This window comes from Methylophaga nitratireducenticrescens (genome assembly GCF_000260985.4).
Classification (GTDB): domain Bacteria; phylum Pseudomonadota; class Gammaproteobacteria; order Nitrosococcales; family Methylophagaceae; genus Methylophaga; species Methylophaga nitratireducenticrescens.
The window spans coordinates 141,754-165,976 of sequence record NC_017857.3; the positions used below are offsets into that span (position 1 = coordinate 141,754).

General features: G+C 46.5%; 21 protein-coding genes. 9 read left to right on the forward strand and 12 right to left on the reverse strand.

Annotated elements, in window-relative coordinates:
- Positions 1-3 precede the first annotated feature (3 nt).
- From Q7A_RS00650 to Q7A_RS00680, 7 genes are all read left to right on the forward strand, one after another.
- Positions 4-1,176 (forward strand): efflux RND transporter periplasmic adaptor subunit, encoded by a 1,173-nt coding sequence (locus Q7A_RS00650; protein ID WP_014705376.1) that lies wholly within the window; start codon positions 4-6, stop codon positions 1,174-1,176.
- A gap of 2 nt (positions 1,177-1,178) precedes the next feature.
- Positions 1,179-4,325: an efflux RND transporter permease subunit gene (locus Q7A_RS00655; RefSeq protein ID WP_014705377.1), complete on the forward strand. Its 3,147-nt coding sequence runs from the start codon at positions 1,179-1,181 to the stop codon at positions 4,323-4,325.
- Positions 4,322-5,764, forward strand: coding sequence for an efflux transporter outer membrane subunit (locus Q7A_RS00660; protein WP_014705378.1), 1,443 nt, complete (start codon positions 4,322-4,324; stop codon positions 5,762-5,764). The genes Q7A_RS00655 and Q7A_RS00660 overlap by 4 nt, the downstream gene beginning before the upstream one ends.
- A gap of 79 nt (positions 5,765-5,843) precedes the next feature.
- Positions 5,844-6,023 (forward strand): PLDc N-terminal domain-containing protein, encoded by a 180-nt coding sequence (locus Q7A_RS00665; RefSeq protein WP_014705379.1) that lies wholly within the window; start codon positions 5,844-5,846, stop codon positions 6,021-6,023.
- Between the two features lie 190 nt (positions 6,024-6,213).
- Positions 6,214-8,274 carry a BCCT family transporter gene (locus Q7A_RS00670; protein ID WP_014705380.1) on the forward strand — a complete coding sequence of 687 codons (2,061 nt, stop codon included), beginning with the start codon at positions 6,214-6,216 and terminating at the stop codon, positions 8,272-8,274.
- Between the two features lie 484 nt (positions 8,275-8,758).
- On the forward strand, positions 8,759-9,676 hold the full coding sequence (locus Q7A_RS00675) for a LysR family transcriptional regulator (RefSeq protein ID WP_014705382.1): 918 nt from the start codon (positions 8,759-8,761) through the stop codon (positions 9,674-9,676).
- A gap of 86 nt (positions 9,677-9,762) precedes the next feature.
- Positions 9,763-11,169: a diguanylate cyclase domain-containing protein gene (locus tag Q7A_RS00680; protein WP_014705383.1), complete on the forward strand. Its 1,407-nt coding sequence runs from the start codon at positions 9,763-9,765 to the stop codon at positions 11,167-11,169.
- On the opposite strand, the gene gloA is transcribed toward Q7A_RS00680, so the two are convergent.
- The 8 genes from gloA to rpmH all read right to left on the reverse strand — a co-directional run bounded on the left by gloA (position 11,123) and on the right by rpmH (position 17,469).
- The gene (gene gloA, locus Q7A_RS00685) at positions 11,123-11,677 is read right to left on the reverse strand and encodes a lactoylglutathione lyase (RefSeq protein WP_014705384.1); all 555 of its coding nucleotides are present in this window, start codon (positions 11,675-11,677) and stop codon (positions 11,123-11,125) included. The two genes, Q7A_RS00680 and gloA, sit on opposite strands and share 47 nt — an antisense overlap.
- Before the next feature lie 26 nt (positions 11,678-11,703).
- Positions 11,704-12,657, reverse strand: coding sequence for a magnesium/cobalt transporter CorA (gene corA, locus Q7A_RS00690; protein ID WP_014705385.1), 954 nt, complete (start codon positions 12,655-12,657; stop codon positions 11,704-11,706).
- 380 nt (positions 12,658-13,037) lie between these two features.
- On the reverse strand, positions 13,038-13,661 hold the full coding sequence (locus Q7A_RS00695) for a methyltransferase (protein WP_014705386.1): 624 nt from the start codon (positions 13,659-13,661) through the stop codon (positions 13,038-13,040).
- 18 nt (positions 13,662-13,679) lie between these two features.
- A complete protein-coding gene (gene mnmE / locus Q7A_RS00700; RefSeq protein WP_014705387.1) occupies positions 13,680-15,038 on the reverse strand; it encodes a tRNA uridine-5-carboxymethylaminomethyl(34) synthesis GTPase MnmE in 1,359 nt (452 codons plus the stop codon).
- A gap of 57 nt (positions 15,039-15,095) precedes the next feature.
- The gene (gene yidC / locus Q7A_RS00705; RefSeq protein WP_014705388.1) at positions 15,096-16,739 is read right to left on the reverse strand and encodes a membrane protein insertase YidC; all 1,644 of its coding nucleotides are present in this window, start codon (positions 16,737-16,739) and stop codon (positions 15,096-15,098) included.
- Entirely contained in the window at positions 16,732-17,010 is a 279-nt protein-coding gene (gene yidD, locus Q7A_RS00710) for a membrane protein insertion efficiency factor YidD (RefSeq protein WP_407939536.1), read from the reverse strand. The genes yidC and yidD overlap by 8 nt, the downstream gene beginning before the upstream one ends.
- Entirely contained in the window at positions 16,953-17,306 is a 354-nt protein-coding gene (gene rnpA / locus Q7A_RS00715; protein WP_238595929.1) for a ribonuclease P protein component, read from the reverse strand. Before rnpA ends, yidD begins: the two co-directional genes overlap by 58 nt.
- A gap of 28 nt (positions 17,307-17,334) precedes the next feature.
- The gene (gene rpmH / locus Q7A_RS00720; RefSeq protein ID WP_014705390.1) at positions 17,335-17,469 is read right to left on the reverse strand and encodes a 50S ribosomal protein L34; all 135 of its coding nucleotides are present in this window, start codon (positions 17,467-17,469) and stop codon (positions 17,335-17,337) included.
- 265 nt (positions 17,470-17,734) lie between these two features.
- Between rpmH and dnaA the strand changes: the two genes are divergently transcribed.
- Positions 17,735-19,099: a chromosomal replication initiator protein DnaA gene (gene dnaA, locus Q7A_RS00725; RefSeq protein ID WP_014705391.1), complete on the forward strand. Its 1,365-nt coding sequence runs from the start codon at positions 17,735-17,737 to the stop codon at positions 19,097-19,099.
- Positions 19,100-19,113: 14 nt separating this feature from the next.
- Positions 19,114-20,217 carry a DNA polymerase III subunit beta gene (gene dnaN / locus Q7A_RS00730; protein ID WP_014705392.1) on the forward strand — a complete coding sequence of 368 codons (1,104 nt, stop codon included), beginning with the start codon at positions 19,114-19,116 and terminating at the stop codon, positions 20,215-20,217.
- Positions 20,218-20,282: 65 nt separating this feature from the next.
- On the opposite strand, the gene Q7A_RS00735 is transcribed toward dnaN, so the two are convergent.
- From Q7A_RS00735 to hemC, 4 genes are read right to left on the reverse strand one after another with little or no spacing between them, the layout of a single operon-like run.
- Positions 20,283-21,485 (reverse strand): heme biosynthesis HemY N-terminal domain-containing protein, encoded by a 1,203-nt coding sequence (locus tag Q7A_RS00735; protein ID WP_014705393.1) that lies wholly within the window; start codon positions 21,483-21,485, stop codon positions 20,283-20,285.
- Positions 21,482-22,516: a uroporphyrinogen-III C-methyltransferase gene (locus tag Q7A_RS00740; RefSeq protein ID WP_014705394.1), complete on the reverse strand. Its 1,035-nt coding sequence runs from the start codon at positions 22,514-22,516 to the stop codon at positions 21,482-21,484. Before Q7A_RS00740 ends, Q7A_RS00735 begins: the two co-directional genes overlap by 4 nt.
- The gene (locus Q7A_RS00745) at positions 22,506-23,273 is read right to left on the reverse strand and encodes a uroporphyrinogen-III synthase (protein WP_041354169.1); all 768 of its coding nucleotides are present in this window, start codon (positions 23,271-23,273) and stop codon (positions 22,506-22,508) included. Before Q7A_RS00745 ends, Q7A_RS00740 begins: the two co-directional genes overlap by 11 nt.
- The gene (gene hemC / locus Q7A_RS00750) at positions 23,263-24,192 is read right to left on the reverse strand and encodes a hydroxymethylbilane synthase (RefSeq protein WP_014705396.1); all 930 of its coding nucleotides are present in this window, start codon (positions 24,190-24,192) and stop codon (positions 23,263-23,265) included. The genes Q7A_RS00745 and hemC overlap by 11 nt, the downstream gene beginning before the upstream one ends.
- Positions 24,193-24,223 lie beyond the last annotated feature (31 nt).

A 24,223-nucleotide genomic window follows, 5' to 3' on the forward strand; every position in this document is an offset into this window, starting at 1 on the left:
TACATGCCACGCCATTTTTTATCTGTTAAAACATTGATGCTGATAAGTTTATTGACGCTCAATATGGCAGCATGCCAATCCTCCGACTCGGAAGATGCCCAGCAAAATACACAGCAAGCGGCTCCGAAAGTGGATGTAGTGAGCCTGATTCCACAAACCATCACAATCAAAACGGAATTACCGGCACGAACAGTCGCTTTCCGACAGGCTGAAGTCAGGCCACAGGTAAATGGCATTATTGAGAAGCGGCTGTTCGAAGAAGGTGCAGATGTTAATGCAGGCCAGCGTCTTTACCAAATAGACGAAGCCCCCTTTCAAGCGGCTTTGCAAATGGCTAAAGCTGAGCTGGCCAGGGCGGAAGCCAACATTCAGTCGACAAAAGCGCGCGCCGATCGTTTTAAAGGATTGATTGATAACAAAGCCATTAGCCAACAAGATTATGACGATGCATTAGCATCCTATCTACAGTCCCAGGCAGAAGTTGCTGTTGCACAGGCCAGCATTCAAACAGCTGAAATAAATTTACGTTATACCAAGGTAAAGGCCCCGATTGATGGTCGGATTGGACGTTCTAATATTACAGAAGGCGCCTTGGTGACGGCGCAGCAAGAGACACCTTTAGCCACTATTACCCAAACCGATCCAATTTATGTCGACATTTCTCAGGCATCAAAAGAAATACTGCAATTACGCCGACAATTGATGTCGGGGGGTATTACGAATGAAGAAGCGACTCAAGTCCGGTTAAAACTGGAAGATGGAACGATCTACTCACACATTGGCACGCTGCAATTTTCTGAAGTGAATGTGAATGAAGACACTGGCAGCCTGGTCATGCGGGCACAATTTCCCAATCCGGAAGGCCTTCTGTTGCCAGGCATGTATGTGAAAGCTGAAGTGCAAGAAGGGAAAATGCAGGATGCCATCTTAGTTCCACATAAAGCTGTCGCATTTTCTCGGGAAGGTAAGGCAAGTGTGATGTTGGTAAATAGTGAAAATAAGGTTGAACAACGCCTTATTGAAGTAAAGCAGTCTATTGGGAATAACTGGTTGGTCCTGGAAGGGCTAACTGGTGGTGAAAAAGTGGTTGTAGAAGGTTTACAGAAAATTGCCGTCGATTCTGCCGTGGAAATTGACATTGAAACTGACACCACCAACCCGCAAACTGAGGAGTAACCATGGCACGTTTTTTTATTGATCGGCCTATTTTTGCGTGGGTTATCGCGATCTTAATCATGCTGGCTGGCTTGCTGTCGATTTTCCAACTACCGATCGCGCAATATCCTGGTATCGCACCAACAGCGATTGAAATTCGTACGGCTTATCCCGGCGCTTCGGCCAAAGTGGTTGAAGATTCAGTTATTCAGGTTATCGAACAGAATCTGACTGGACTGGATGACTTGCAATATATCAGCTCCACCAGTGATTCCAGTGGTGTCGGACAAATTACTGTCACCTTTCAAGCCGATACCGATCCGGATATTGCACAGGTTCAAGTGCAAAATAAACTGCAAGCCGCAATGCCATTATTGCCTCAAGATGTTCAGCAACAAGGACTGGAGATCACCAAATCCAGCACCGGTTTTTTAATGGTACTGGGCTTTGTGTCTAATAACGGGAAAATGGATCGCTATGATATTGCTGATTATGTGGCAGCCAATATTCAGGATCCCGTCAGCCGGGTAAATGGGGTCGGTCAAATAAATTTATTTGGTTCGCAATATGCCATGCGGATTTGGCTCAATGCCAATAGTCTCGCGAACTATGAATTAACTACTGAGGATATTGTTAACGCTATTCGCCAGCAAAACGTGCAAATTGCGGCCGGTGAAATTGGCGGAACGCCTGCCGTTGAAGGACAACAGATTGCTGCCAGTATTGTGGTTGAAACGCGGATGGAAACGGTCGGCGAATTCGAAAACATTCTGCTGCGAGTCAATCAGGATGGCTCCGAAATCCGTATTAAAGATGTAGCCAATGTTTCATTGGGTGGTGAAAATTTTCAATTTGAAACGGAATACAACAAGCAGTCGGCTGCAGGGCTGGGGATAACCTTAGCCTCAGGTGCAAATGCACTTGAAACTGCCCAGATGATCCGTGACAGAATTACCGAACTTGAACCGTTTTTCCCTGAAGGCCTGGAAGTCACCTATCCCTACGACACTACTCCCTTTGTCAGAATCTCTATTGAAGGGGTGGTCAAAACACTGATAGAAGCCATGATCCTGGTGTTTCTGATCATGTATCTGTTCTTGCAGAATTTTCGTGCCACGCTTATTCCGGCCATTGCCGTTCCGGTCGTCATTTTGGGGACGTTTGGCATTCTGTTTGTGTTGGGCTTCTCCATCAATATGCTGACCATGTTTGCTATGGTGCTGGCCATCGGACTATTGGTGGATGATGCCATCGTGGTGGTGGAAAACGTTGAGCGTGTTATCCATGAAGATGGTTTATCCCCAAAAGAAGCTACTCGTAAATCAATGGATCAAATTACCGGTGCTCTGGTCGGTATTGTGTTAACGGTTTCTGCCGTTTTTATTCCGATGGCTTTTTTCCCAGGCTCAACCGGGGTCATTTACCGGCAATTCTCAATCACGGTGGTATCAGCAATGGCCTTATCACTGCTAATTGCGTTAACGCTCACCCCAGCTCTGTGTGCTTCTTTATTAAAAGATGCCCAACATGATCCGGCCAAAAAACGGGGATTTTTTGGTTGGTTTAATCGTGGCTTTGAAAAGACCAGCAGGGGCACCCAGAGTGCAGTCGGCTATCTGATCAAACGCTCTGCCCGCGTTATGCTTATCTACGTATTGATAGTAGCAGGGCTGGCTTATTTGTTCACCCAACTTCCCTCATCTTTTTTCCCCGATGAAGATCAGGGAATTTTATTTACCGAAATGCAGTTACCGGTGAATGCATCGAAGCAGCGATCTATCGAAGTGATGAATCGTATTGAAAATTATTATCTGGAACAGGAAGCTGATAATGTCGAATCGGTATTTTCTGTCATAGGTTATAGCTTCAGTGGCCGAGGCCAGAATAGTGGCCTGATTTTTGTGAACTTAAAAAGCTGGGATCAACGCACTGGAGCCGAACAAGGCGCCCAGGCGATAGCAAATCGCGCTTCTGGCTATTTCAGTCAGTTTAAGGATGCTGTTGCTTTTGCCATTGCCCCGCCTCCAATTCGCGAGCTTGGCAACGCCAGTGGATTTAATATGATGTTGCAGGATTTGGGTGGCATGGGTCACGAAGAATTGGTTAAAGCCCGTGACACCCTGTTAATGCAGGCCAATCAGGATCCCCGTCTGCATCAGGTAAGACACAGTGGCTTGCAGGATCGCCCACAATTCAAAATCGATATTAATCATCAAAAAGCCATGTCATTTGGTGTTTCCCTGGAAGATATCAACAGGACGTTCGGAACGGCGTGGGGCTCAACGTACGTAAATGATTTCATTGATAAAGGCCGTGTCAAAAGGGTTTATGTGCAGGGTGATGCACCCTTTCGCATGATGCCCGAAGATGTGGGTGATTGGTATGTTCGTAACGATAGCGGGGAAATGGTGCCTTTATCAGCCATCAGTGACTCGCGATGGATATACGGCTCGCCACGCCTTGAACGCTACAATGGTGTACCAGCCATGAATATTCAGGGTCAAGCCGCAGCCGGACTGAGTTCCGGGGAAGCTATGCAAGCCATGGAAGAACTGGTCGCTCAATTGCCAGAGGGGTTTGGTTATGAGTGGACAGCACTCTCTTTACAGGAACGCGCTTCGGGGGCACAGGCTCCACTTTTGTATGCTTTATCGATCTTGGTGGTATTTCTGTTTTTAGCGGCTTTATATGAAAGCTGGTCAGTGCCTTTCTCTGTCATGTTGGTGGTTCCATTAGGTGTCCTCGGCGCCGTCCTGTTCGCGTTAAGCAGAGAAATGTCCAACGATATATATTTCCAGGTCGGTTTGTTAACCACCATAGGGTTATCGGCCCGGAACGCCATTCTGATTGTCGAATTTGCCAAAACCCTCTACGAAGATGGTATGTCGCTAACGGAGGCGACACTGGAAGCGATCAGAATGCGACTGCGCCCAATTGCAATGACAGCACTTACTTTCATGCTGGGCGTTACGCCGCTGATGTTGGCCAGTGGTGCTGGCAGTGGTGCACAGAATGCGATTGGAACCGGAGTGTTCGGCGGCATGTTGGCAGCAACTAGCCTGGCGATATTCTTTATTCCCGTGTTCTTTGTAGTGATCTTTACATTAGCTAAAAAAATTACTGGTAAAACACCTGCCAAAGCGCAGGCATCTCAAGGAGAAACGGCATGAATGCCAAATTGAAACTGATTTCTGTAATGACAATATCAGCAGTGCTTAGCGGCTGCTCAATGATTCCCGATTATCAACGTCCTGCGAATCCTGTGATGCTTGAAAATAGTGAGTCAGTTGTGGATGCCTCTTTGGCTGCAGATACTGGCTGGCAGGAATTTTACCAAGACGAGCAGCTGCAACAACTGATTGCTTTATCACTGGAAAATAATCGTAACCTTCGTGCCACGGTGTTGCAGGTTGAACAATTGCGTGCACAGTACAAAATTCAACGCGCCGAATTATTGCCAGCAGTTGATGGCACTGCCAGCGCCACACGTCAACGCTTATCTGAAGGCGTTAGCTCCGGCAGTCAGACTGTTGGCGGCGGTGGAATTTATGAGGAATACCAGATTGGTGTTGGAATCTCGGCCTGGGAAATAGACTTTTTTGGTCGGATTGACAGTTTGCAGCAAGCCGCTCTGGAACAGTTTCTGGCCAGTGAGGCCAGCCGTAGAAGTATTCAGCTGACATTGGTTTCCGAAGTGGCCGATGCCTGGTTCAGCTGGCAGGCAACTGTTGCCCAGCTGGAGTTTTCCAGCTCCACCCGTGAAGCCCGGGAAGAAAGTTATGAACTTATCAACAAACGCTTTGAGTCCGGTCTGGCTTCGGAACTTGCCCTGAGACAAGCTGAAACAGCATTACATGAAGCACGTATTGCCGAGTCGAGTTTTCAGCAGCAAGCCAATCAAAACTTTACTGCGTTGGAGTTGTTAGTTGGACAGAGACTGGATCGTCAGCATTGGCAGGCTGATTGGGAAGATGATGATCCGTTATTGCAGGACTTACCTGTGAACCTCTCTTCTGAAGTGTTGTTGGCCAGACCGGATGTAATGCAGGCCGAACACCAGATAAAAGCTGCCAATGCCAATATTGGTGCGGCAAGAGCAGCATTTTTTCCACGTATCAGTTTGACCACAGCCATTGGTATTGGAGGCTCAACCCCTTCTGATCTGAGTGATAGCGGTAATCGTTTGTGGCAGATTTCTCCACAGCTATCCGTTCCATTACTTGATTGGGGCGTGAATGATGCAAACCTGGATGTCGCTGAGTTAGAAAAAGACATCAATATTGCTCGTTATCAGGAAACCATTCAGCGGGCATTCAAAGAGGTTCTTGATGAAATGCAGGCAAGAGATACCCTGGATGCACAGCTAAATGCTCAACAGGATTTAACCAAAGCAACCAATCGAAGCCTGGAATTAGCTCAAATCCGTTACGATGCCGGGGTGGACAGCTATCTGGAAGTATTGGATGCGCAGCGCAGTCATATCGATGCCCAGTTAGCTCAAATTGATACCCGTCTGGCACGTTTACGTAACCAGTTAACACTTTATAAGGCATTGGGTGGTGGCTTAAAAGCATACTCCGGCGAAGTGATTGAACCGGCAATGCCATGAAAAGAGTTGGTTTAGCATACGATTTATCGTTATGCTAAGGCGGAATTAAGTTTTTATCTGACTAGCAAAGGAGCGAAAAATGGGTGTTGAAGTCGGTGGTCTGTTAGGCCTTATTTGGCTGATCATCATTATTTGGGCCATTCTCAAAGTAGCGAAAAGTGGTGCCGGTACCTTATCCAAAGTGTTATGGATTTTGATATTGCTATTATTCCCTGTGGTAGGCCTTATCATTTGGTTCTTTCTTGGCCCTAAAGGCTAGACGAATACTTCACCGTACAAACTGTATTCGGTTTGTACGGTGATTTTTTTCTGCAACAGCACCCAGCATGCAATATGCCGATGATGTAAGCGTATTTATATCACTTCGCATTGTCAGCATCAGGCCAAATCTTTCACGTTAATATTGCATGACGCTAATGATTCATCTGAATCAAAATCGGAGTTTGATCATGCAAGTTGAGTCAAAGATCCCATCTACTATTCTGGTTCCTGTTTTTTTTCCTGCCGTTATTATCACGTTACTGTTAGTAATAGGCACAATCAGCAATCCAGAATTAGCTGGCGAAGCCTTTGCTGCCACACTCAGTTATCTGACCAAAACCTTTGGCTGGTTTTACATGCTGGCGGTGGCTTTCTTTCTGGTTTTTATCGTAACCGTGGCCATCTCCAGTTGGGGTAAAACCAAATTAGGCCCCGATCATGCCGAACCGCAATACAGCTTCCCTGCGTGGTTTGCGATGCTGTTTTCAGCTGGCTACGGCATTGCTTTGCTATTTTTCGGGGTGGCCGAACCGGTATTGCATTATGCCTCTCCGCCACAAGGAGCACCCGAAACGGTTGATGCGGCTAAACAAGCCATGCAAATTGCCTTTTTCCATTGGGGCTTTCATATCTGGGCTATTTACGGCCTGACCGGTCTGGTATTAGCTTATTTCGCTTTTCGTCATGGCTTGCCTTTGTCGATGCGTTCAGCACTTTATCCTCTTATCGGCGACCGAATTTATGGCCCCATCGGTCATATCGTTGATGTCATTGCCATTTTAGGGACCTTATTTGGTATCGCTACGACGCTGGGACTTTCTGTTGCCCAGATAAACGCCGGGATGAATTATTTATGGCCGAGCATACCTGTCAGTACTTTTGTGCAGGTTGTCACTATTGCTGGTATTACCATGCTCGCTATTTTGTCAGTGGTGGCTGGGCTTGATAAAGGTGTAAAACGTCTTTCTATCGTCAATATGGTGTTGGCCTTAGCACTGATGCTGTTTGTCTTTATCGCTGGGCCAAGTATTTTTATTCTGGAAACTTTTTTACAAAATACCGGCAGTTATCTGAACAATATTGTTGAGCGGACTTTTAACCTTCAAGCCTACACTCGCAGTGACTGGATTGGTAACTGGACTTTATTTATCTTTGGCTGGACCATTGCCTGGGCACCGTTTGTCGGGCTGTTTATTGCCAAGATAAGTCGAGGTCGAACTATCCGGCAGTTTGTCTTTGGTGTGTTGCTGGTGCCGACCATTTTCACCTTTATCTGGTTTTCCATTTTTGGGGATACTGCCCTCAATATGATTATGAATCAGGGGTATACCGCATTAATTACTGAGGTGCAGAATGACACCGCTATTGCCTTGTTCAAGTTATATGAACGCTTGCCTCTAACATCAATAGTGTCATTTATTACTGTTATTCTGATTATGACGTTCTTTGTTACCTCTTCCGACTCCGGCTCATTGGTCATTGATTCATTAGCGTCTGGTGGTTCCAGTAATACGCCAGTCTGGCAGCGGGTTTTCTGGGCAGCTCTGGAAGGTCTGGTAGCAGCTGCATTATTAATTGCCGGTGGCTTAAGCGCCTTGCAAACCATGAGTATTACCAGTGCCCTGCCGTTTGCCATCATTATGGTGCTGGCAGCAATTGGAATGTGGCGTGCCTTAGCGATTGAAGGTCATCGTGAAGCCAGTTTGTCAGCCTTTATGCATAGCTCGCAACACCGGCCGGGTAATTGGAAAAAACGTTTAGCCGGATTAATTCATTATCCGGATTATCCGCAGGTGGCTGAGTTTATTAAAACCACCGCACATCCTGCCATGCAGAAAGTTGAAACGGTTTTGCAAGAGAAAGGCTGGCCAGTTACGGTATTTTTTGATGACACTCAACATCGTGCTTATATAGAAGTGATTCGTGAAGAAGAGTTGGATTTTATTTATGAAATACGTATGCGCGGTTATGCTATGCCTACCTTTGCTTATCCACAGATGGCAAGAAAAGAAGACGGTGATAAGCGTTATTACCGGGCTGAAGTCTTTATGCGTCGAGGCGGCGCAGCCTATGATGTGTTTAACTGTGATCAGCAGGAAGTCATTGATGACATTCTAAATCAATTCGAGAAATATCTGCATTTCATTCATATCTCGCCAGGCATTTTACCATGGAAAATGCAGGAGCATGACGATATGCTCGATGACAAAGGCGAAATCCATAACGATGATCTGAAAACACCCAGCTGATGAAATTATATGCTCTTGCTTTTTCATCACTGCTTTACCGTTTTTAGTAACTTAACGACAATTATGAAAAAGAGATGAATAAAGTACCCACTACGATTTAGAGACAAAAAAACCCGATGCACTTTGCAGTAACATCGGGAAAGGGCAAACAAACAATAAATCGGGGAACAATTCAAACGTTTCGATAAGGCGCCTTGGGTCTGTTGATCTTTCAGAGGCGGCTATGAAAGATTAACAGACCTTAGTGTTAATGCTTTCTTAACCATGCTCCCTTTATGCTTAAACCAAGTGAATCACGCATTAGCCTGGCGCTTGATCTTTCAGCTCACAACAGCGACGAGATGAAAGATAAACAAGCCCTGGCGATCATTCACTTTATCAATTACACTCCAAAACCCTTAATGATAATGATAATGCTTATTATTTATAATTAAAAGTATTGAATCATAAACACTTGCTTGCAAAAATCTGAACAGGCTTACATATGAATGATCGTGCAGTTTTGCCAGATATGAGAGCGGTGACAGCCTTTGTTGAGATCATTCGATCCGGCAGTCTAACGTTTACCGCAGAACAGTTGGATATCCCTAAATCCACTTTAAGTAGACGTATCAGCCAGTTGGAACAACGGGTTGGTCAGCAATTACTTCGGCGGGAATCCAATCGACTTATACCCACTCAGGCAGGCCAGATATTTGCCGAGTATTGTCAGCAATTTATCGATCTTGCCCAGCAAAGTCTGTTAGCACTGGATGCTTTGCAGCTTGAGGTAAGTGGAACGCTTAATTTTACCTTTCATAATGCTTTCAGCTGCCGCTGGCTTAGCGAGAAAGTAGAAATGCTGATGACGCAACATCCAAAATTGCATCTTAAAATGCGCACCGGATTCAATCTGCCTCAGGCCACCATCGGTGAGTCAGTCATTTTGTGGCTGGGTCCTGTTACAGAGAATGGCCTTCGCCATGAATGTCTGGGTCAGCTTTCACAAGGTATTTACGCCAGTCCGGAATATTTGCAACAGGCCGAAGAAATCCATCACCCGCGTCAACTGTGTGAACACAAGTGGATTGATACCCTGGAGCACTCGACACAAAATATTCAATTGAAACATCCTGACGAAAAACCATTTCAATTACCTCCCCAGCAATCCCAGATCTCTGCCGATCAATTCGTTATGCAGGCTGATGCCATTGCTCGGGGTAAAGGGTTGGGGCTTTATCCGAACTGGTTAGCTGAGTTAGGCATCAGTCAGCAGAACGTCAAATTGCAACGTTGTCTGCAGGACTGGCAAGCTCCCAGTTTACCGATCTGGTTAATGTATCCCTATGGAAATTTATCAAGACGCACCAGGGTGTTTATTGATCATTTGAAAAAGGATCTGCCTGCTGCCTGGAACTGCTGAACGAATGTGCGCTGTGTCACAAAAAACTTGAAGCGATAAAAGCATCCGCTTATTATTGAATTAAAACTAAATGGTGTTCACTAGGCATGATGCACTCTCCACCTGACAGTAAACAGGGCCGTTCCACTTCAACAGATAATGAGTTGCTTAACCATTTACGTGCGGTTTCAACTTATCTGCCCGGATTTATTTATCAACTTTGCTTAACTCCTGATGGTAAATTTCAATACACCTACACCAGTTCACGATTAGAAGCTTTATTTGGCGTAACCCAGCAACAGGTTGCCGAAGATGCCTCCATATTATTAAAAATGATTCACCCGGAGGATTATCAACGGGTAATCAATGAAAGCATTCAATCTGCTGAAACCGCCAGTGCGTGGCATAGTGAGTTTCGCATGATCCTCAAAAATGGTCACACCATCTGGGTTGAAGCCTATGACACCCCTTTTCGCGAAGCTGATGGCACCATTGTCTGGACGGGTTATGGCAATGACATAACACAACGCAAAAACTATGAAGCCGCCCTGAATGAAAGTGAGGCAAAGTTCAGGGCCTTTGTTGAAAATGCCAATGATATTATCTATTCATTGTCGCTGGATGGTTTGCTTACCTACGTATCACCCAATTGGACCGAAATCCTTGGTCATCCAATTAGTGACGTTATCGGTCATCATTTTAAGCAATTTGTGCATCCGGATGATGTCCCAGCCTGCCACAGACTTTTGCAACAAATCAGGCATAGCCGCCAAAAACACGGTGGCATTGAATATAGAATTAAGCACTTTAATGGCCATTGGTGTTGGCACCGCAGCAATACTGCACCATTACTAGATCATAATGGCGAAGTGGATTCCTTCACTGGAATTGCCCGAGATATCACTGAACATAAATTAATGATGCAGCACATGTTGCATATGGCTCATCATGATACCCTGACCGGCCTTCCCAACCGTGCCAGTTTTACCGAGCATCTAAATCAAGCCATCGTATTAAGCGAGCGTGAGAAACAGGCGTTGGCGGTATTATTTCTGGATTTGGATAAATTTAAACCCGTCAATGATCAGCACGGCCACGCCATTGGTGATTTATTATTACAACAGGTAGCCAATCGTATTCGACAATGTTTGCGTGGGGCCGATATCGTTGGCCGTATTGGTGGCGATGAATTTGTCATTTTATTACAAAATATTCACCATATAGCGAATGCCCAGCAGACTGCCGAAAAAATCTGTGAGTGTCTGAGTCTGCCGTATGAAGTGGATGGAAAAATCCTGCATATTGGCGTCAGTATTGGCATAGCGCTATACCCATTACATGGCAGTAATGCGATGCAACTGGTTCGGTATGCCGATGGGGCAATGTATGAGGCCAAAAAGCTGCCTGAACGAGTCCAGGTTTTTGCCAGCCCGTTACTGGGTAGTGGGTCAACTAAACCCGAAGAATTTATACAAGGTGATCTTTCAGCAAATCCGGCTGACGATCGGGGGTAAAAATTTCTATCCAGTAGCCATCCGGATCCTGAATAAAAGCGATGCCTTTCATTTTTCCATCATTAGGTCGTTTAATAAACGGCACACCAAAGGTTTCAAATCGCTCACAAGCGGCATCAATATCCGGCACCGCAAAGCCAATATGACCAAAGCCCCGTGGTTCACTATTACCGTTATGATAAGCAACCTCATCATTGTCTTGATCACCCCAGTTATGCGTTAACTCCAACATAGCCGGACGGGCAAAAGTCTGTTTGATACGTTCATCGTTATTTTCAGACCAGTCCTGCCGCTGCTCCGGTGAAATAGCCGCCATGAAATATAAGGTGAATTGCATTTCAGGAAAATCAAACCGCTTGATCAGCGTCATCCCCATGACTTCAGAATAAAACTTCAGAGTACGTTTTGGATCTTTAATCCGAAACATCGTTTGGTTAAACACATAGTCATGTGTTGCTGGATCATGCTGTTCGCTCAATCCCTCTGCTTTATCAAAATGTCGACTCATCTCTGACTGACTCCCTTGGAAAATGCTTACAACCAGCCTTTACGTTTGAAATAAAGGTATGGCGCCATGCCTGCTGCCACCATCAGACCAATGGCAAATGGATAACCGAAGCTCCAATCCAGCTCAGGCATATATTTAAAATTCATACCGTAAATACTGGCAATCAATGTTGGTGGCAGAAACACCACCGCGGCAATCGAGAACGTTTTGATGATCTGTGCCTGCTGGATATTGATAAACCCCTGAGTGGAATCCATTAAGAAATTTATCTTATCGAATAAAAATGTCGTATGCGACATCAATGTCTCCAAGTCCCGCAATATCTCATATAAGGTTTCACGGGAAGCACCCGCTTCTCGTAAGTGCCGTAACAAGAATGAGATATCCCGTTGGGTGTCCATTAAACATAAACGGATCTTTCCGTTACTGTCTTCCAGACGCGCCAACTGACTTATGGCATCTTCCAGATCAGCACTTTCATCTTCTAAAACCAGATGACTGACACGTTCCAGCTGACGATGGATATCTTCCAGATTATCGGCATGATTTTCGACTTTTTGTTCCAACAGAGTGATCAGTAAATCCGTTGGCGTTTCACAACTCACCTGCCCACGACGAGCCCGCATCCGTAATAATCGAAAATCACTTAATTCGCCATCACGAATGGCAATCAACCTGTCGGGCTGCAAAATAAACGCCACCGAAACCGTGTGATGTCGCCCTTCTGAATAACCGAGAAATAATGAATGCACATGCAGACCATCCTGATCGGTAAAGCACCGAGCTGAGGCCTCAATTTCTTCTACATCATCGACATCGGGTACTTCATCGCTGAACAAGGTCGCGAGTAATGCGCGTTCATCATCATCGGGCTCCAACGCATCAATCCAGTCGGCTTCTTTTAAATGATGCCCCAATACCTCGCCTTCAACTTTGATTTCCTTAATTAAGCCATGAGCAATTTTGTATAGGCGTAACATGCCGGCTCCTAATTCGTTTGGGTTTGCCTGAGGGAATGGTTAAAACATTGTAACGCAAGACTATATCATGCTTCACAGACTATGACATTTGAGTGGCAATTCCATGACAGACTGATTTCAGACCCAGGGCTTGTTGATCTTTAATCTCCGCCTCTGTTGTGAGCTGAAAAAGCGTAAATCAAGGCACGTGGAGCGCCTTTTAGTAATTCTAAATAAGCGACGAATAACGCCGAGTGGCGCTTTTTCAGTCACAACCCGAGGGGCTGGGACTATTTTTGCGGTCGCCTGCGTTGTCAATCACTTATGTAGGAAGGCTACACTGCGTGCTTTCCGCCTTGTCGGACACAAAAATAGTCGCCAGCAGTGGTGGAGATTAAAGATCAATAAGCCCTGTTAAATATCGCCATTTGAGTCGGTGAACCAAGCTGAGGATCCGCTTCACCAATTCCAGCAAATCGTACTTGATAGTCATGACGTGCAGCAACGCCCCTGGCCCATTGCTGAAATTTCTGCCGAGTCCATTCAAATTGATGATCCGGATCCCGAAACTGTCCGGGATACAGCCCATATAGCGGATTGTATTCGCAGTTAGGTGTTGTAAGTATGATTTGTTTTGGGCGCATCACTGCAAAAATATTTTGTTCAACCTTGGATAACAGCCTGGGCTCAATATGCTCAATGGTCTCAATCATCACTGCCAGCGGGAAATGACAAAGCTCTGGAAGCGGTTCAGCATATGATGCGTTAATTAACTTTAATTGAGATGGCGTTTGCTGAAGGTATACTGCCAGTTTTTCACGCGCCTGCAGGATAGATAAACTGGATTGTTCAACACCGATAACCTGCTCAATTGGCGTTTCATTTAACAGCTGCCACAGAAAATTACCTGATCCACAGCCTATGTCCAACAGCTGTTTGACCCCGCTTTGTTGAACTAATTTGAGGATGTGTTGATGGCGTACTTCATGCAAATCACTGATTTGGGTGTCTTGATTTGGGAACATGACATGCCTGCAAAAAGATCATTTACCGATACAAAAACTGGAGAAGATGCGGTCTAGTAAATCTTCAGTCGTGAATGTCCCGGTAATCTCCCCCAGAGCAGACTGAGCAATACGCAGTTCTTCAGCCAGTAATTCCCCCGCGCCCATTCCTGTCAGGCAGTCATAGCCTGCTTCAATGGCTTGTTGAGCACGCTGCAGAGCATCCAGATGCCGATGACGGGCCATAAATATTCCTTCTTCTTCCGGATGAAACCCCACCACCTCACACAAATGCTGGGTCAGCAAATCCATCCCTTCGCCATTTTTAGCGGACAGATAGATCACAGATATACCATTTTCAAGCGTTATTTCAGCAGCATGGCCACTTTGGTCAATCTTGTTTCGAATCAAGGTGAATGCTTTATCGCTCGGTAAAGCAGAAAGGATTTTTGTATCCTGCTCCGTCATGCCCAGCTGATCATCAATTAACAGCAGAATATGATCAGCTTGTGCCAGTTCGTTCTGCGTTCTGCGGATACCTTCCAGCTCAACGATATCACTGGTGGCATCATGCAGGCCGGCAGTATCGGAAATACGCAGTGGCAAACCGCCCAGATGAATTTGCTCTCGTAATACATCACGCGTGGTACCGGCTACTTCAGTCACAATAGCGGCATCATGCCCCGCCAGCCGATTATGCAGACTGGATTTGCCAGCATTGGGCTGACCAGCCAGAACCACACTGATGCCTTCACGTAATAAGCGGCCTTGTCGGGCACTGCCTTGAATGCCCGCCAGCGTTGCCAGTAGTTGCTGTAATTGTTTATCGACCTGAGCTTCACCGAGAAAATCGATTTCTTCATCAGCAAAATCAATTGAGGCTTCAACAAACATTCTTAAATAGGTCAGCTCTTGCAAGAAGTCATTAACCTTTTTGGAAAACTCCCCCTGCAACGAACGCATTGCACTACGAGCAGCCACTTCGGTTGAGCTTTCAATTAAATCTGCGACGGCTTCAGCCTGAGCCAGATCCATCTTGCCATTCAGAAATGCACGTTCAGAAAACTCTCCGGGCCTTGCCATTCTGGCACCCAATTCCACTGCTCGCTGGCATAAACGAGCCATCACCAATGGACTGCCATGCCCCTGTAATTCAATGACATCTTCACCGGTAAAGGATGCGGGTGCGGCAAAATACAACGCAATGCCGCTATCGATAATTTCTTTATCAGCTGCTCGGAAGTGGGTGAATTTCGCCTGACGGGTTTGGGCCAGTTTGCCGCAAATTTGCTCAGCTATCTGAGTACTTTCAGGGCCGGATAAACGCACAACACCGACACCACCTCGTCCGGGCGCAGTGGCAATGGCTACGATAGTGTCGGTGTAATGTTCTGTCATAAATAACTCTGTTTACTCAACTGTAAACAGTGGAGATCCGTTTATGCTGCTGAAGGGTTACAACGCGCCCATTTTACGAGTGATATACCACTGCTGAGCAATTGATAGAAGGTTGTTGACCACCCAGTAAAGCACCAGACCTGCCGGGAAGAAGGCAAAAAAGACGGTAAAGACAATCGGAAAGATCTTCATCATCATCGCCTGCGCCGGATCCTGAGGCATCGGATTCAGTTTTTGCTGGAACCACATGGATAAACCAAACAGCACTGGTAAGACAAAATAGGGATCCATTGCCGTCAAATCATTAATCCACAGAATGAAATCAGCCTGGCGCAGTTCAATACTTTCCACTAACACCCAGTAGAAAGCCAAAAAGACCGGCATCTGTACCAGAATCGGCAAACAACCACCCAGCGGATTAATTTTCTCGGTGCGATACAAATCCATCATTGCCTGATTGAATTTTTGTTTATCGTCACCGTAGCGTTCTTTTAAAGTGGCCAGTTTCGGTGTCAATTTACGCATCGACGCCATTGACCGGTAGCTGGCTGCTGACAGTTTATAAAATGCCAGTTTGATCAAAATGGTCAGCAATACAATGGACCAGCCCCAGTTGCCCGTTAATTTATGCAGCCATTCCATGACGATAAATAACGGCTTGGAAATAATGGTCAGAATGCCGTAATCAACCGTTAAATCCAGATTATCCGCAACCGGCTCCAGCCGTTGATGTTCTTTCGGACCAAGGTAAATCTGATAAGAAGTCTGAGCTTGCTCACCATTTTCAGCGACGACCGCAGGGAAACGGATACCGGCCGTATAATTTGTGTTGTTGATCGCTTTACCGTAAAGACTGATTTCCTGTAATGGTTCGGCAGGAATAAATGCTGCAACAAAATAATGCTGGATCATTGCCGCCCAGCCGCCATTCACATCGCGACGGAAGTCATTTTTCTCCAGTTCACCGAAATCCACTTTTTCGTATTCATTACCCGGACTGGAAAAAACAGCTCCCGTATAGGTATAAATCATGAAACTATCGTCTTCAGGTTGATTACGATTAAATTGCGCATAGGGATAAGCGGCAAAACGTTCGCCAGACTGGTTTTCTATCTGATAATTAACGTCTACCAGGTAACTGTCACGGGTAAAAGTATAGGTTTTAATCACGGTCAGACCGTTATCAGATTCCCAACGCATCGGCACGCTCAGACTATCGGCATTCTCTCCCAGAACATATTCGGATTGTTCCGCAGTATAGGTTTCGTAATGTGTTGGTGCCGTGCCTTCCGCTCGTAAACCTGATTGGGTGACAAAGAAATTTTTACGGCTGTCATTTAATAACTGTACCGGCTCATCTGGCAAATCCACATCAACAGGATATTGTAATAATGCCAGTTCACGGATATCCGCCCCTCGTAAATCAATTGTCGCTTCAATTACGTCGGTTTTTATACGGAGCTGATTGGCTGAAGTCGTTGTGGTTTGTTCGCTTTCCGGCAGAGCAGGCAAGCCATCAGCAGCATCTGCTGGTAACTCGGGTAAATCATCCTGAGACGGGGCGCTTTCTGAAACAGGCTGGTCTACATTATTCTGCGTTGCAACCTGTTGCGGACGCACATAGTCATTTTGCCAGGCTTCCCACAACAACAGAGAAACAATTAACAGGCCAAAAATAAACAGAGTTCTGAGGTTATCCATTGTGTTTTTTTGTCTTTAGTTCAGGAACAGGATCCACGCCGCCGGCGTGCCAAGGATGACAGCATGAGATTCGGCGTAAACCGAGCCACACACCACGAAGCGAGCCATGCGTTTGAATGGCCTCAATCATATATTGGGAGCAAGTAGGTTGGAAGCGGCAGTGCATGCCCATGAACGGGCTTAATAAAAAGCGATACGCGCGAACAAAAGCGATTAGGATGTTTGCCATTGTGCCACCACCGTTAACCAATGTCGCTCCAATGCTGCCCATAATTGCGACGAATCCCGCTGACTTATATCAGGACGTGATAACACCACAATATCGATATTGGATAAAGTTGATTGGTGCTGTCGGAAAGATTCCCGAATAATCCGCTTTACCCGATTACGTTGACTGGCAAGTTTAAGATGCTTCTTTGCGATCGCCAGTCCCAGTCGGGGATGCCCGACAGAGTTTTCAACGCTAAGAATCGTCAGACCACCGCCACCAGTGCGCTTACCCTGACGAAAAACCCGGGTAAAATCTCCCGGGCTATTCATTTTCATGGCTCGGCTGAAAGTGGCCAAGTCATGCACCCTCTGAGAACAGAGAGAATTAAACAGAAAGTTTTGCGCGGCCTTTGGCTCTACGGGCATTAATAATACGACGGCCGCCGACAGTTTTCATACGTGCGCGGAAACCATGAGTGCGCTTGCGCTTCAGATTACTAGGCTGAAAAGTTCTTTTCATTTCACCAACTCCAGGAATAACAATGGTTTTGCAGCCGGTAAGCGTCTCTCGAACGGAAACAGCCGGGGCAAAAGACATGGGATTATAGAGTTTGCAGGCATAACAAGTCAAACCGCATTCATCCGGTCATGCAACATTATTTTACTTGCCAAAAGCCCCGCATGCAGATAACTTTAGATGCCCTGTCTGTCGCGCTATACTATCACGAAAGCCCGCAGTTATTAGTCTGTTTTCTGTAAACCTATATATTAGTCAAGGAGTTGCTGTGTCTTCACCCCTTTGGGAAAAATGCCTATCCCATCTCGAAGGTGATCTTTCGGCACAACAGCTGAACACATGGTTACGGCCTCTGCAAGCCATCGAAACGGAAGATAGTTTGCGCCTGTTGGCGCCAAATCCCTATGTTAAGGCCTGGGTTCATGAACAGCTTGAACAACAGATAAATGCGCTGATCAAAGGATTGACCAACGGCAACATCAATAAAATTGAAATCGAAGTCGGTACCAAAGATTCCATTTCCGCTGAAAAAACCAAACGTCGTGTCAAAACAACTGATAAAGCCCCCGCATCGATAGCAGTTTCTGAAACAGAACCTTCCCCGGCGATCGGCAGTCCGATGAACCCGTTGTTTACCTTTGATAATTATGTTGAAGGTAAATCCAATCAGATCGCCCGCGCAGCATCTTTGCATGTTGCCGAAGCACCGGGTACCTCCGGTTACAATCCTTTGTTTCTCTATGGCGGCACCGGGCTTGGCAAAACCCATTTAATGCTGGCGGTCGGCAACAAAATTCGCCAGAACAATCCTAAAGCACGAGTGATTTATTTATCCTCCGAGCGATTTGTACAGGACATGATTACCGCATTGCGCAATAACGCCATTGATCAATTCAAAGCGCATTACCGTAGTGCCGATGCATTATTAATTGATGACATCCAGTTCTTTGCCAAAAAAGAACGCTCTCAGGAAGAATTCTTTTATACCTTTAATAGCCTGCTGGAAGGCCAACGGCAAATCATTCTGACCTGTGACCGGTTTCCCAAAGAAGTCGAAAATCTGGATGAGCGTCTGCAATCTCGCCTGGGTTGGGGGTTAACCATCGCCATCGAGCCGCCAGAGCTTGAGACCCGCGTCGCGATTTTGATCAAAAAAGCGCAACAAAATCTGATTACCTTACCGGATGATGTGGCCTTTTTTATTGCTAAACGTATTAAATCAAATGTCCGTGATTTGGAAGGTGCCTTGCAACGCGTCATGGCATTCTCGCGCTTTACTAACCAGCCGCTGTCGATTGATATGGCTCAGGATGCATTAAAAGATCTACTGGCTTTGCACCAAAAACTGGTCACACTGGAAAGTATCCAGAAAACTGTTGCAGAATACTTCAAAATACGGGTATCGGATTTACTGGCAAAAAAACGCACGCGTTCGGTCGCCCGTCCACGACAAATAGCCATGGCGCTGGCAAAAGAGCTTACCAGTCATAGCTTGCCGGAAATCGGTGAAGCGTTTGGTGGACGCGATCACACCACCGTTCTGCATGCTTGTCGAAAAGTGGTGGAACTGAAAGAAACTGATAGCCGCATCGCGGAAGATTACCGTAATTTACTTCGTACTTTATCCAGCTAGCTGAGAGAGACATCATGCAATTTACTGTGAGCCAAGACATTATTGCCCGTCCCTTACAACTGGTGTGCAGCATCGTTGAACGGCGCTCCACCCTGCCTATTTTGTCCAATATTCTGTTACGTTGCCGTGATCAGCAATTAACCATGACAAGTACCGATATGGAACTGGAAATGATTGCCACACTGCCGGTAGCGGTCGAAAAAGAGGGTGAAACCACCGTCTCTGCCCGCAAGTTACTGGATATCGTGCGCGCCCTGCCCGCCAATGCCACCATCAGCTTTCAGGCTGAAGACAATAAATCACTGGTTCGGGCAGGAAAAAGTCGTTTTTCGTTAGCCACGCTTCCGGCAACAGACTTTCCGGACAGCGAAGGGGCAAACTACCTTGATCAACTGACCGTCCCCCAATCAGCATTAAAAGATCTGCTGGATGAAACCAGTTTTGCCATGGCCAGCCAGGATGTAAGGTATTACCTGAATGGCCTATTACTGGAACGCGAAGAAAATACCTTGCGTGCGGTAGCAACAGATGGTCACCGACTGGCTTTGGGCAGTATTGAAACGGCTGAAAAAACCAACGAAAAACACAGCGTCATCGTGCCCCGCAAAGCCATTCTGGAGCTGGGACGTTTATTAGGTGATGTTACTGATAACGTGACTCTGGCGATCAGTCCCCAGCAACTTAAAGTCGAACTGCCGGATATGCATTTCACTTCCAAGCTGATTGATGGCCAATTCCCTAACTACGAACGTGTCTTACCGGTCGGTGGTGATAAAGAAGTCATTGCCGAACGAGATGAGCTTAAACAAGCATTATCCCGGGCTTCTATTCTGGCCAATGACAAGCATCGCAGTGTAAAGCTGAATCTCAGTAACAACCTGCTTAAAGCCACCGTTACCAATCAGGAACAAGAGTCCGCTGAGGAAGAACTGGCAGTGGAATATAATGGTCCGGATTTGGAAATCGCTTTTAATAATGCGTACCTGCTGGATCTGCTCAACGCCATTCCCGATAACAAAGTAAAACTGTTATTTACTGATGAAAACAGCAGTGCGTTGATTACCCCAAATGATCCTAAATTCACACGGCAGTATGTGGTTATGCCGATGCGGTTGTAAAACGTTAATTTCAAATATAAAAACGGCGCTTAAAAAGCGCCGTTTTTATATATTCTTGAAGAAGATTAGATCAATTTATTCGAATTATTCTGCAACATGACGTCCAGACCCTGTTTGTATATATTGGCTGCAGCATCGCGTTTATCCTGCGCCATTAATACTTCCGCCAGTGCCTGATAGGTTTCGCCACGCGGCCCGTGCTCAATACTGGCCCGCAAATAGGCTTCGGCTTTGGCCCATAATTTATTGGCCTGTGCCAATCTTCCCAACGTCAGCAATAACCAGGGGTTTTCTTCATGTTGTTTTAACCACTTTTCGGCCGTAGCCAGACGTTTTAGTAAACCGCCCTGCAGAATTTTGCCATACTGATAGATCAGCGCATCACTCCAGTTTTTGCGTAAATATTCTTCAATCAATTGCATTGCCTGCTGTTGCTCACCCTGCAATAACAACCCATTTACATAGGTTTTCAATACTTGCTCAGATTGTCTGATTTTCGCCGGAGATTGCAGCCATATCTGCTCCATTCGCTGCCATTCCTGACGTATCAATGCATTTTGCAACTGTCCCACAGTGGCTTCTGCCGACAAAGCATTGGCTGAACCGGCATCCAAAACATGTCGCTTACGCAAATCGGGTAATACAGATTGTACTTCCTGCCATTGATCCGTTTCCTGATACAGCTGTTGCAGAAGCTGTAATACATAGGGATGTTTAGGTGCAACTTGACGCAGATGTTGCAAGGTGGCTAATGCCTGTTCTTTCTGTCCGGCGGAAAGTTGTAATTCAGCCTGTACCACACCGACCGCAATATCAGCGCTGGGAGTCGTTTCGTGGGCCAGTTTCAAATAAGAGTCACGCCGCTCTGGCGCCTGTTGTTTCTGTGCAGCCCGTGCAGCTGCCAGATAGTGCAATAACGGTGTTTCGCTGTTGCCGGCATGGCGCAGTAACAATCGTTCAGCTTCTGCCCAACGGCCTTCTTCCAGAGTTATCAACCCGTTGGTTAGCGCTTTAGTGGCACGTTTATGGCGCTGGTTTTCCTGCCATTGCGACAGGCGGTTTGGCGTACTTTTAATCACCGCCAGACTGCGCAGCGTAAAATAAACCACTAACAGCAGAATCAACCAAGCCACGCTAAACACAATCAACGAGGTTTCCAGCGTCCACTGGCCGTATTGCACCAATACAAAGCCTGGCTCGAAATCAGCTAACCAGACAAACACACCGCCTAATGCCAGCGCAATGGCAATAATAACCAGCCATTTCATGGTTCAAATCCTTTCAACCAGCGAAGTGATCCCGAAATATCCGGTGTTTCGATACTGATGGCCTGGTTTTGCATGGCTTGCAGACTTTCCAGCATCGCATCGCGATGATCACCGACAAAATACTGTTCAAGCCAGCTGCTGGCTGATTGCAGGCTCTGCTCAAACATACGCTGGTTGCCTGAAAGCGCAGCAAAGCGAGCGGTCTCCAGTTGCAAGCGCAGGTTCTGATACAGGAAGTAACGTTGCTCAGGCATTAATACTGCTTGCGGGGCATCCTCCTGCTGACGAATAACCACCAGTGAACGTAGCTGTGTCCAGATATCGGCAACCGCTTCACGCCAGGCTGATTGTTCTGTTACTTCTGTTTCAGTTTCGTCGTAGAAAGACTGTTTAGGGCCAGTAACAACACGCAGCTTATCAATCGAACCCATCAAACCCAACATATCGGCAGCGATGCCTGCTACATCAGCTTCTCCAGCTGCTTCAAGTGCCAGCTCTTCCTCCGCAATAAGCTCACGCAAGGGTTGCATTCGATAGTCACCAATTTCACGGATCTGTTGATCAGCCAGTGATAGGGCAAGCGCCGCCCCACTGGTATCATTCGCCAATAAAGCCCGCTGATTGGCGAGATTGAGCAAATAACGGATTTCCGCCAATGCCCATTCAAGCTCGATTTCCTCAGTCGTTAACGGTGACTGGTTTTGTAGCTTGGTCAGTACGTCACCATGTTCCAGTTGTGATTGTTTTAGTGACGATAGTTGACTGTCCAGCTGACGCTGGCTATTGGTCAGTTGCGAAATATCCGTTTCGAGTTTGGCGATTTCATCAACTCGACTTTCCACATCCACCAGTTGCTGTTTCTGCTGCCATACCAGCCAAAGTGCGCCAGCCCCTGGCAACGTTATCAATATCGCTAAGATAATTAGTAGCACCCACTTTACTGAAACCGTCTTTTTGGGTGTTTCTGAGACATTTTTTTCAGTTTTTTTGGCGGGCTTTTCGACCTGCTCAGATTTGCTGTTAGGCTCCATGATCTGATCCCATTTCTATAAGTCGCTGAATGATTGCACCATCACTGGCATCTAGACTGACATGCACCTGTTTAAATCCTTGTTCCAAGGCAAAAGCCTTGATTCGTTTACTGACTACCAACAAAGGTTTTTGCAAAATCTGCGGGCAGCTGACTGATAATAAACTTAACAGGTTTGTCACACCATTGGCACTGGTTGCTGTCAACCAATCGGCTGAACAGGATTGTTGTTGAAGTTCGGACGATACCGTCGGTAATTGTCGGCGGTAAACTTCCAGATAACTAATTTTAGCACCTCTGGCACGCAACGTATCCGCCATCAGCTCACGTCCACCTTCACCCCGCACAATGACGACCTGCTGTTGAGCCATTTGTTGCCATTCGGGTAACTGCAGCAAACCTTCACTGCCGTTTGATAGCTCAGGCTGTAAATCCACCGTTAAACCGTTTTGCCGCAATGCCTGCGCCGTGCCCTCGCCTGCAGCGACCAATTTAACATGGGCTGGCAATGGGTGCGGATTACCCTGTAGAAAATGTTCAACAGCATTACGACTGACAAATACCAGCCAATTGGTTTGTTGCGGATTCCATTCGCCCCATTGTTTGACATCAATAGCCGTAATTTCAATGACCGGAAAGACTATTGCCTCTCCACCCTGCTGTTCGATAAGCTCGACCAGTCCAGCCGTCTGTCGAATCGGACGTGTTACTAAAATCTTGCGGCCTTCCAATGCCAGAGCCGAATGCTCAGGCATCATAAACGTCAGCCAGAATTTTATCAGCGCCCTGGTTAAGTAACATCTCACCTAATGTTAAGCCAAGTTGTTCGGATTCACTGGCCTTGCCGCGAATTTCCTGCTGCAGCATCTCGGTTCCGTCAGGACGCCCCACCAGCCCCCGTACCCAGAGATCATCACCATTTAATATGGCGTAGCCACCGATTGGGACCTGACAGCCCCCTTTTAAGCGACGATTTAATGCCCGTTCAGCTTTGACAGTGATTGAGGTCAACTCACAATTAAGCAGGGCAATTAACGCATTCATTTCGTCATCATTGATACGGGTTTCAATACCTAGTGCGCCCTGTCCAATCGCAGGCAAACTTTGCTCTGGCGTTAAGGCACTGCGAATACGCTGATCAAAACCCAATCTTTCCAAGCCGGCTTTGGCCAGTATAATCGCATCAAAGTTACCTGCATCCAGCTTGGCAAGACGGGTATTTACATTGCCGCGCAGCGGTACAATTTTCAAATCCGGTCGGTAGTGACGAAGCTGACATTCCCTGCGCAGACTGGAAGTACCCACAACGGCACCCTCAGGTAAATCATCAACGTTTTCAAAATGATTGGAAACAAACGCATCATGTGGATCATGGCGTTCGCAGATCACTGGTAAATGCAGACCTTCCGGAAACTCCACCGGTACATCTTTCATTGAATGCACCGCAATATCGGCTTCACCGGCCAGCATGCTCTGTTCCAGTTCTTTGACAAACAAGCCTTTGCCGCCCACTTTGGCTAATGGGGTATCGAGAATGATATCGCCCTGAGTTTTGATACGAACCAGTTCGATATTCAGGTGGGGATCCAGAGCCAACAGACTGTCACGAACAAATTCAGCCTGCCAGATGGCAAGTGGGCTGCGACGGGTAGCAATTCGAACAGTGCGTTGACTCATGAAATAAATATCCACTTAAAAGTTAACAGTG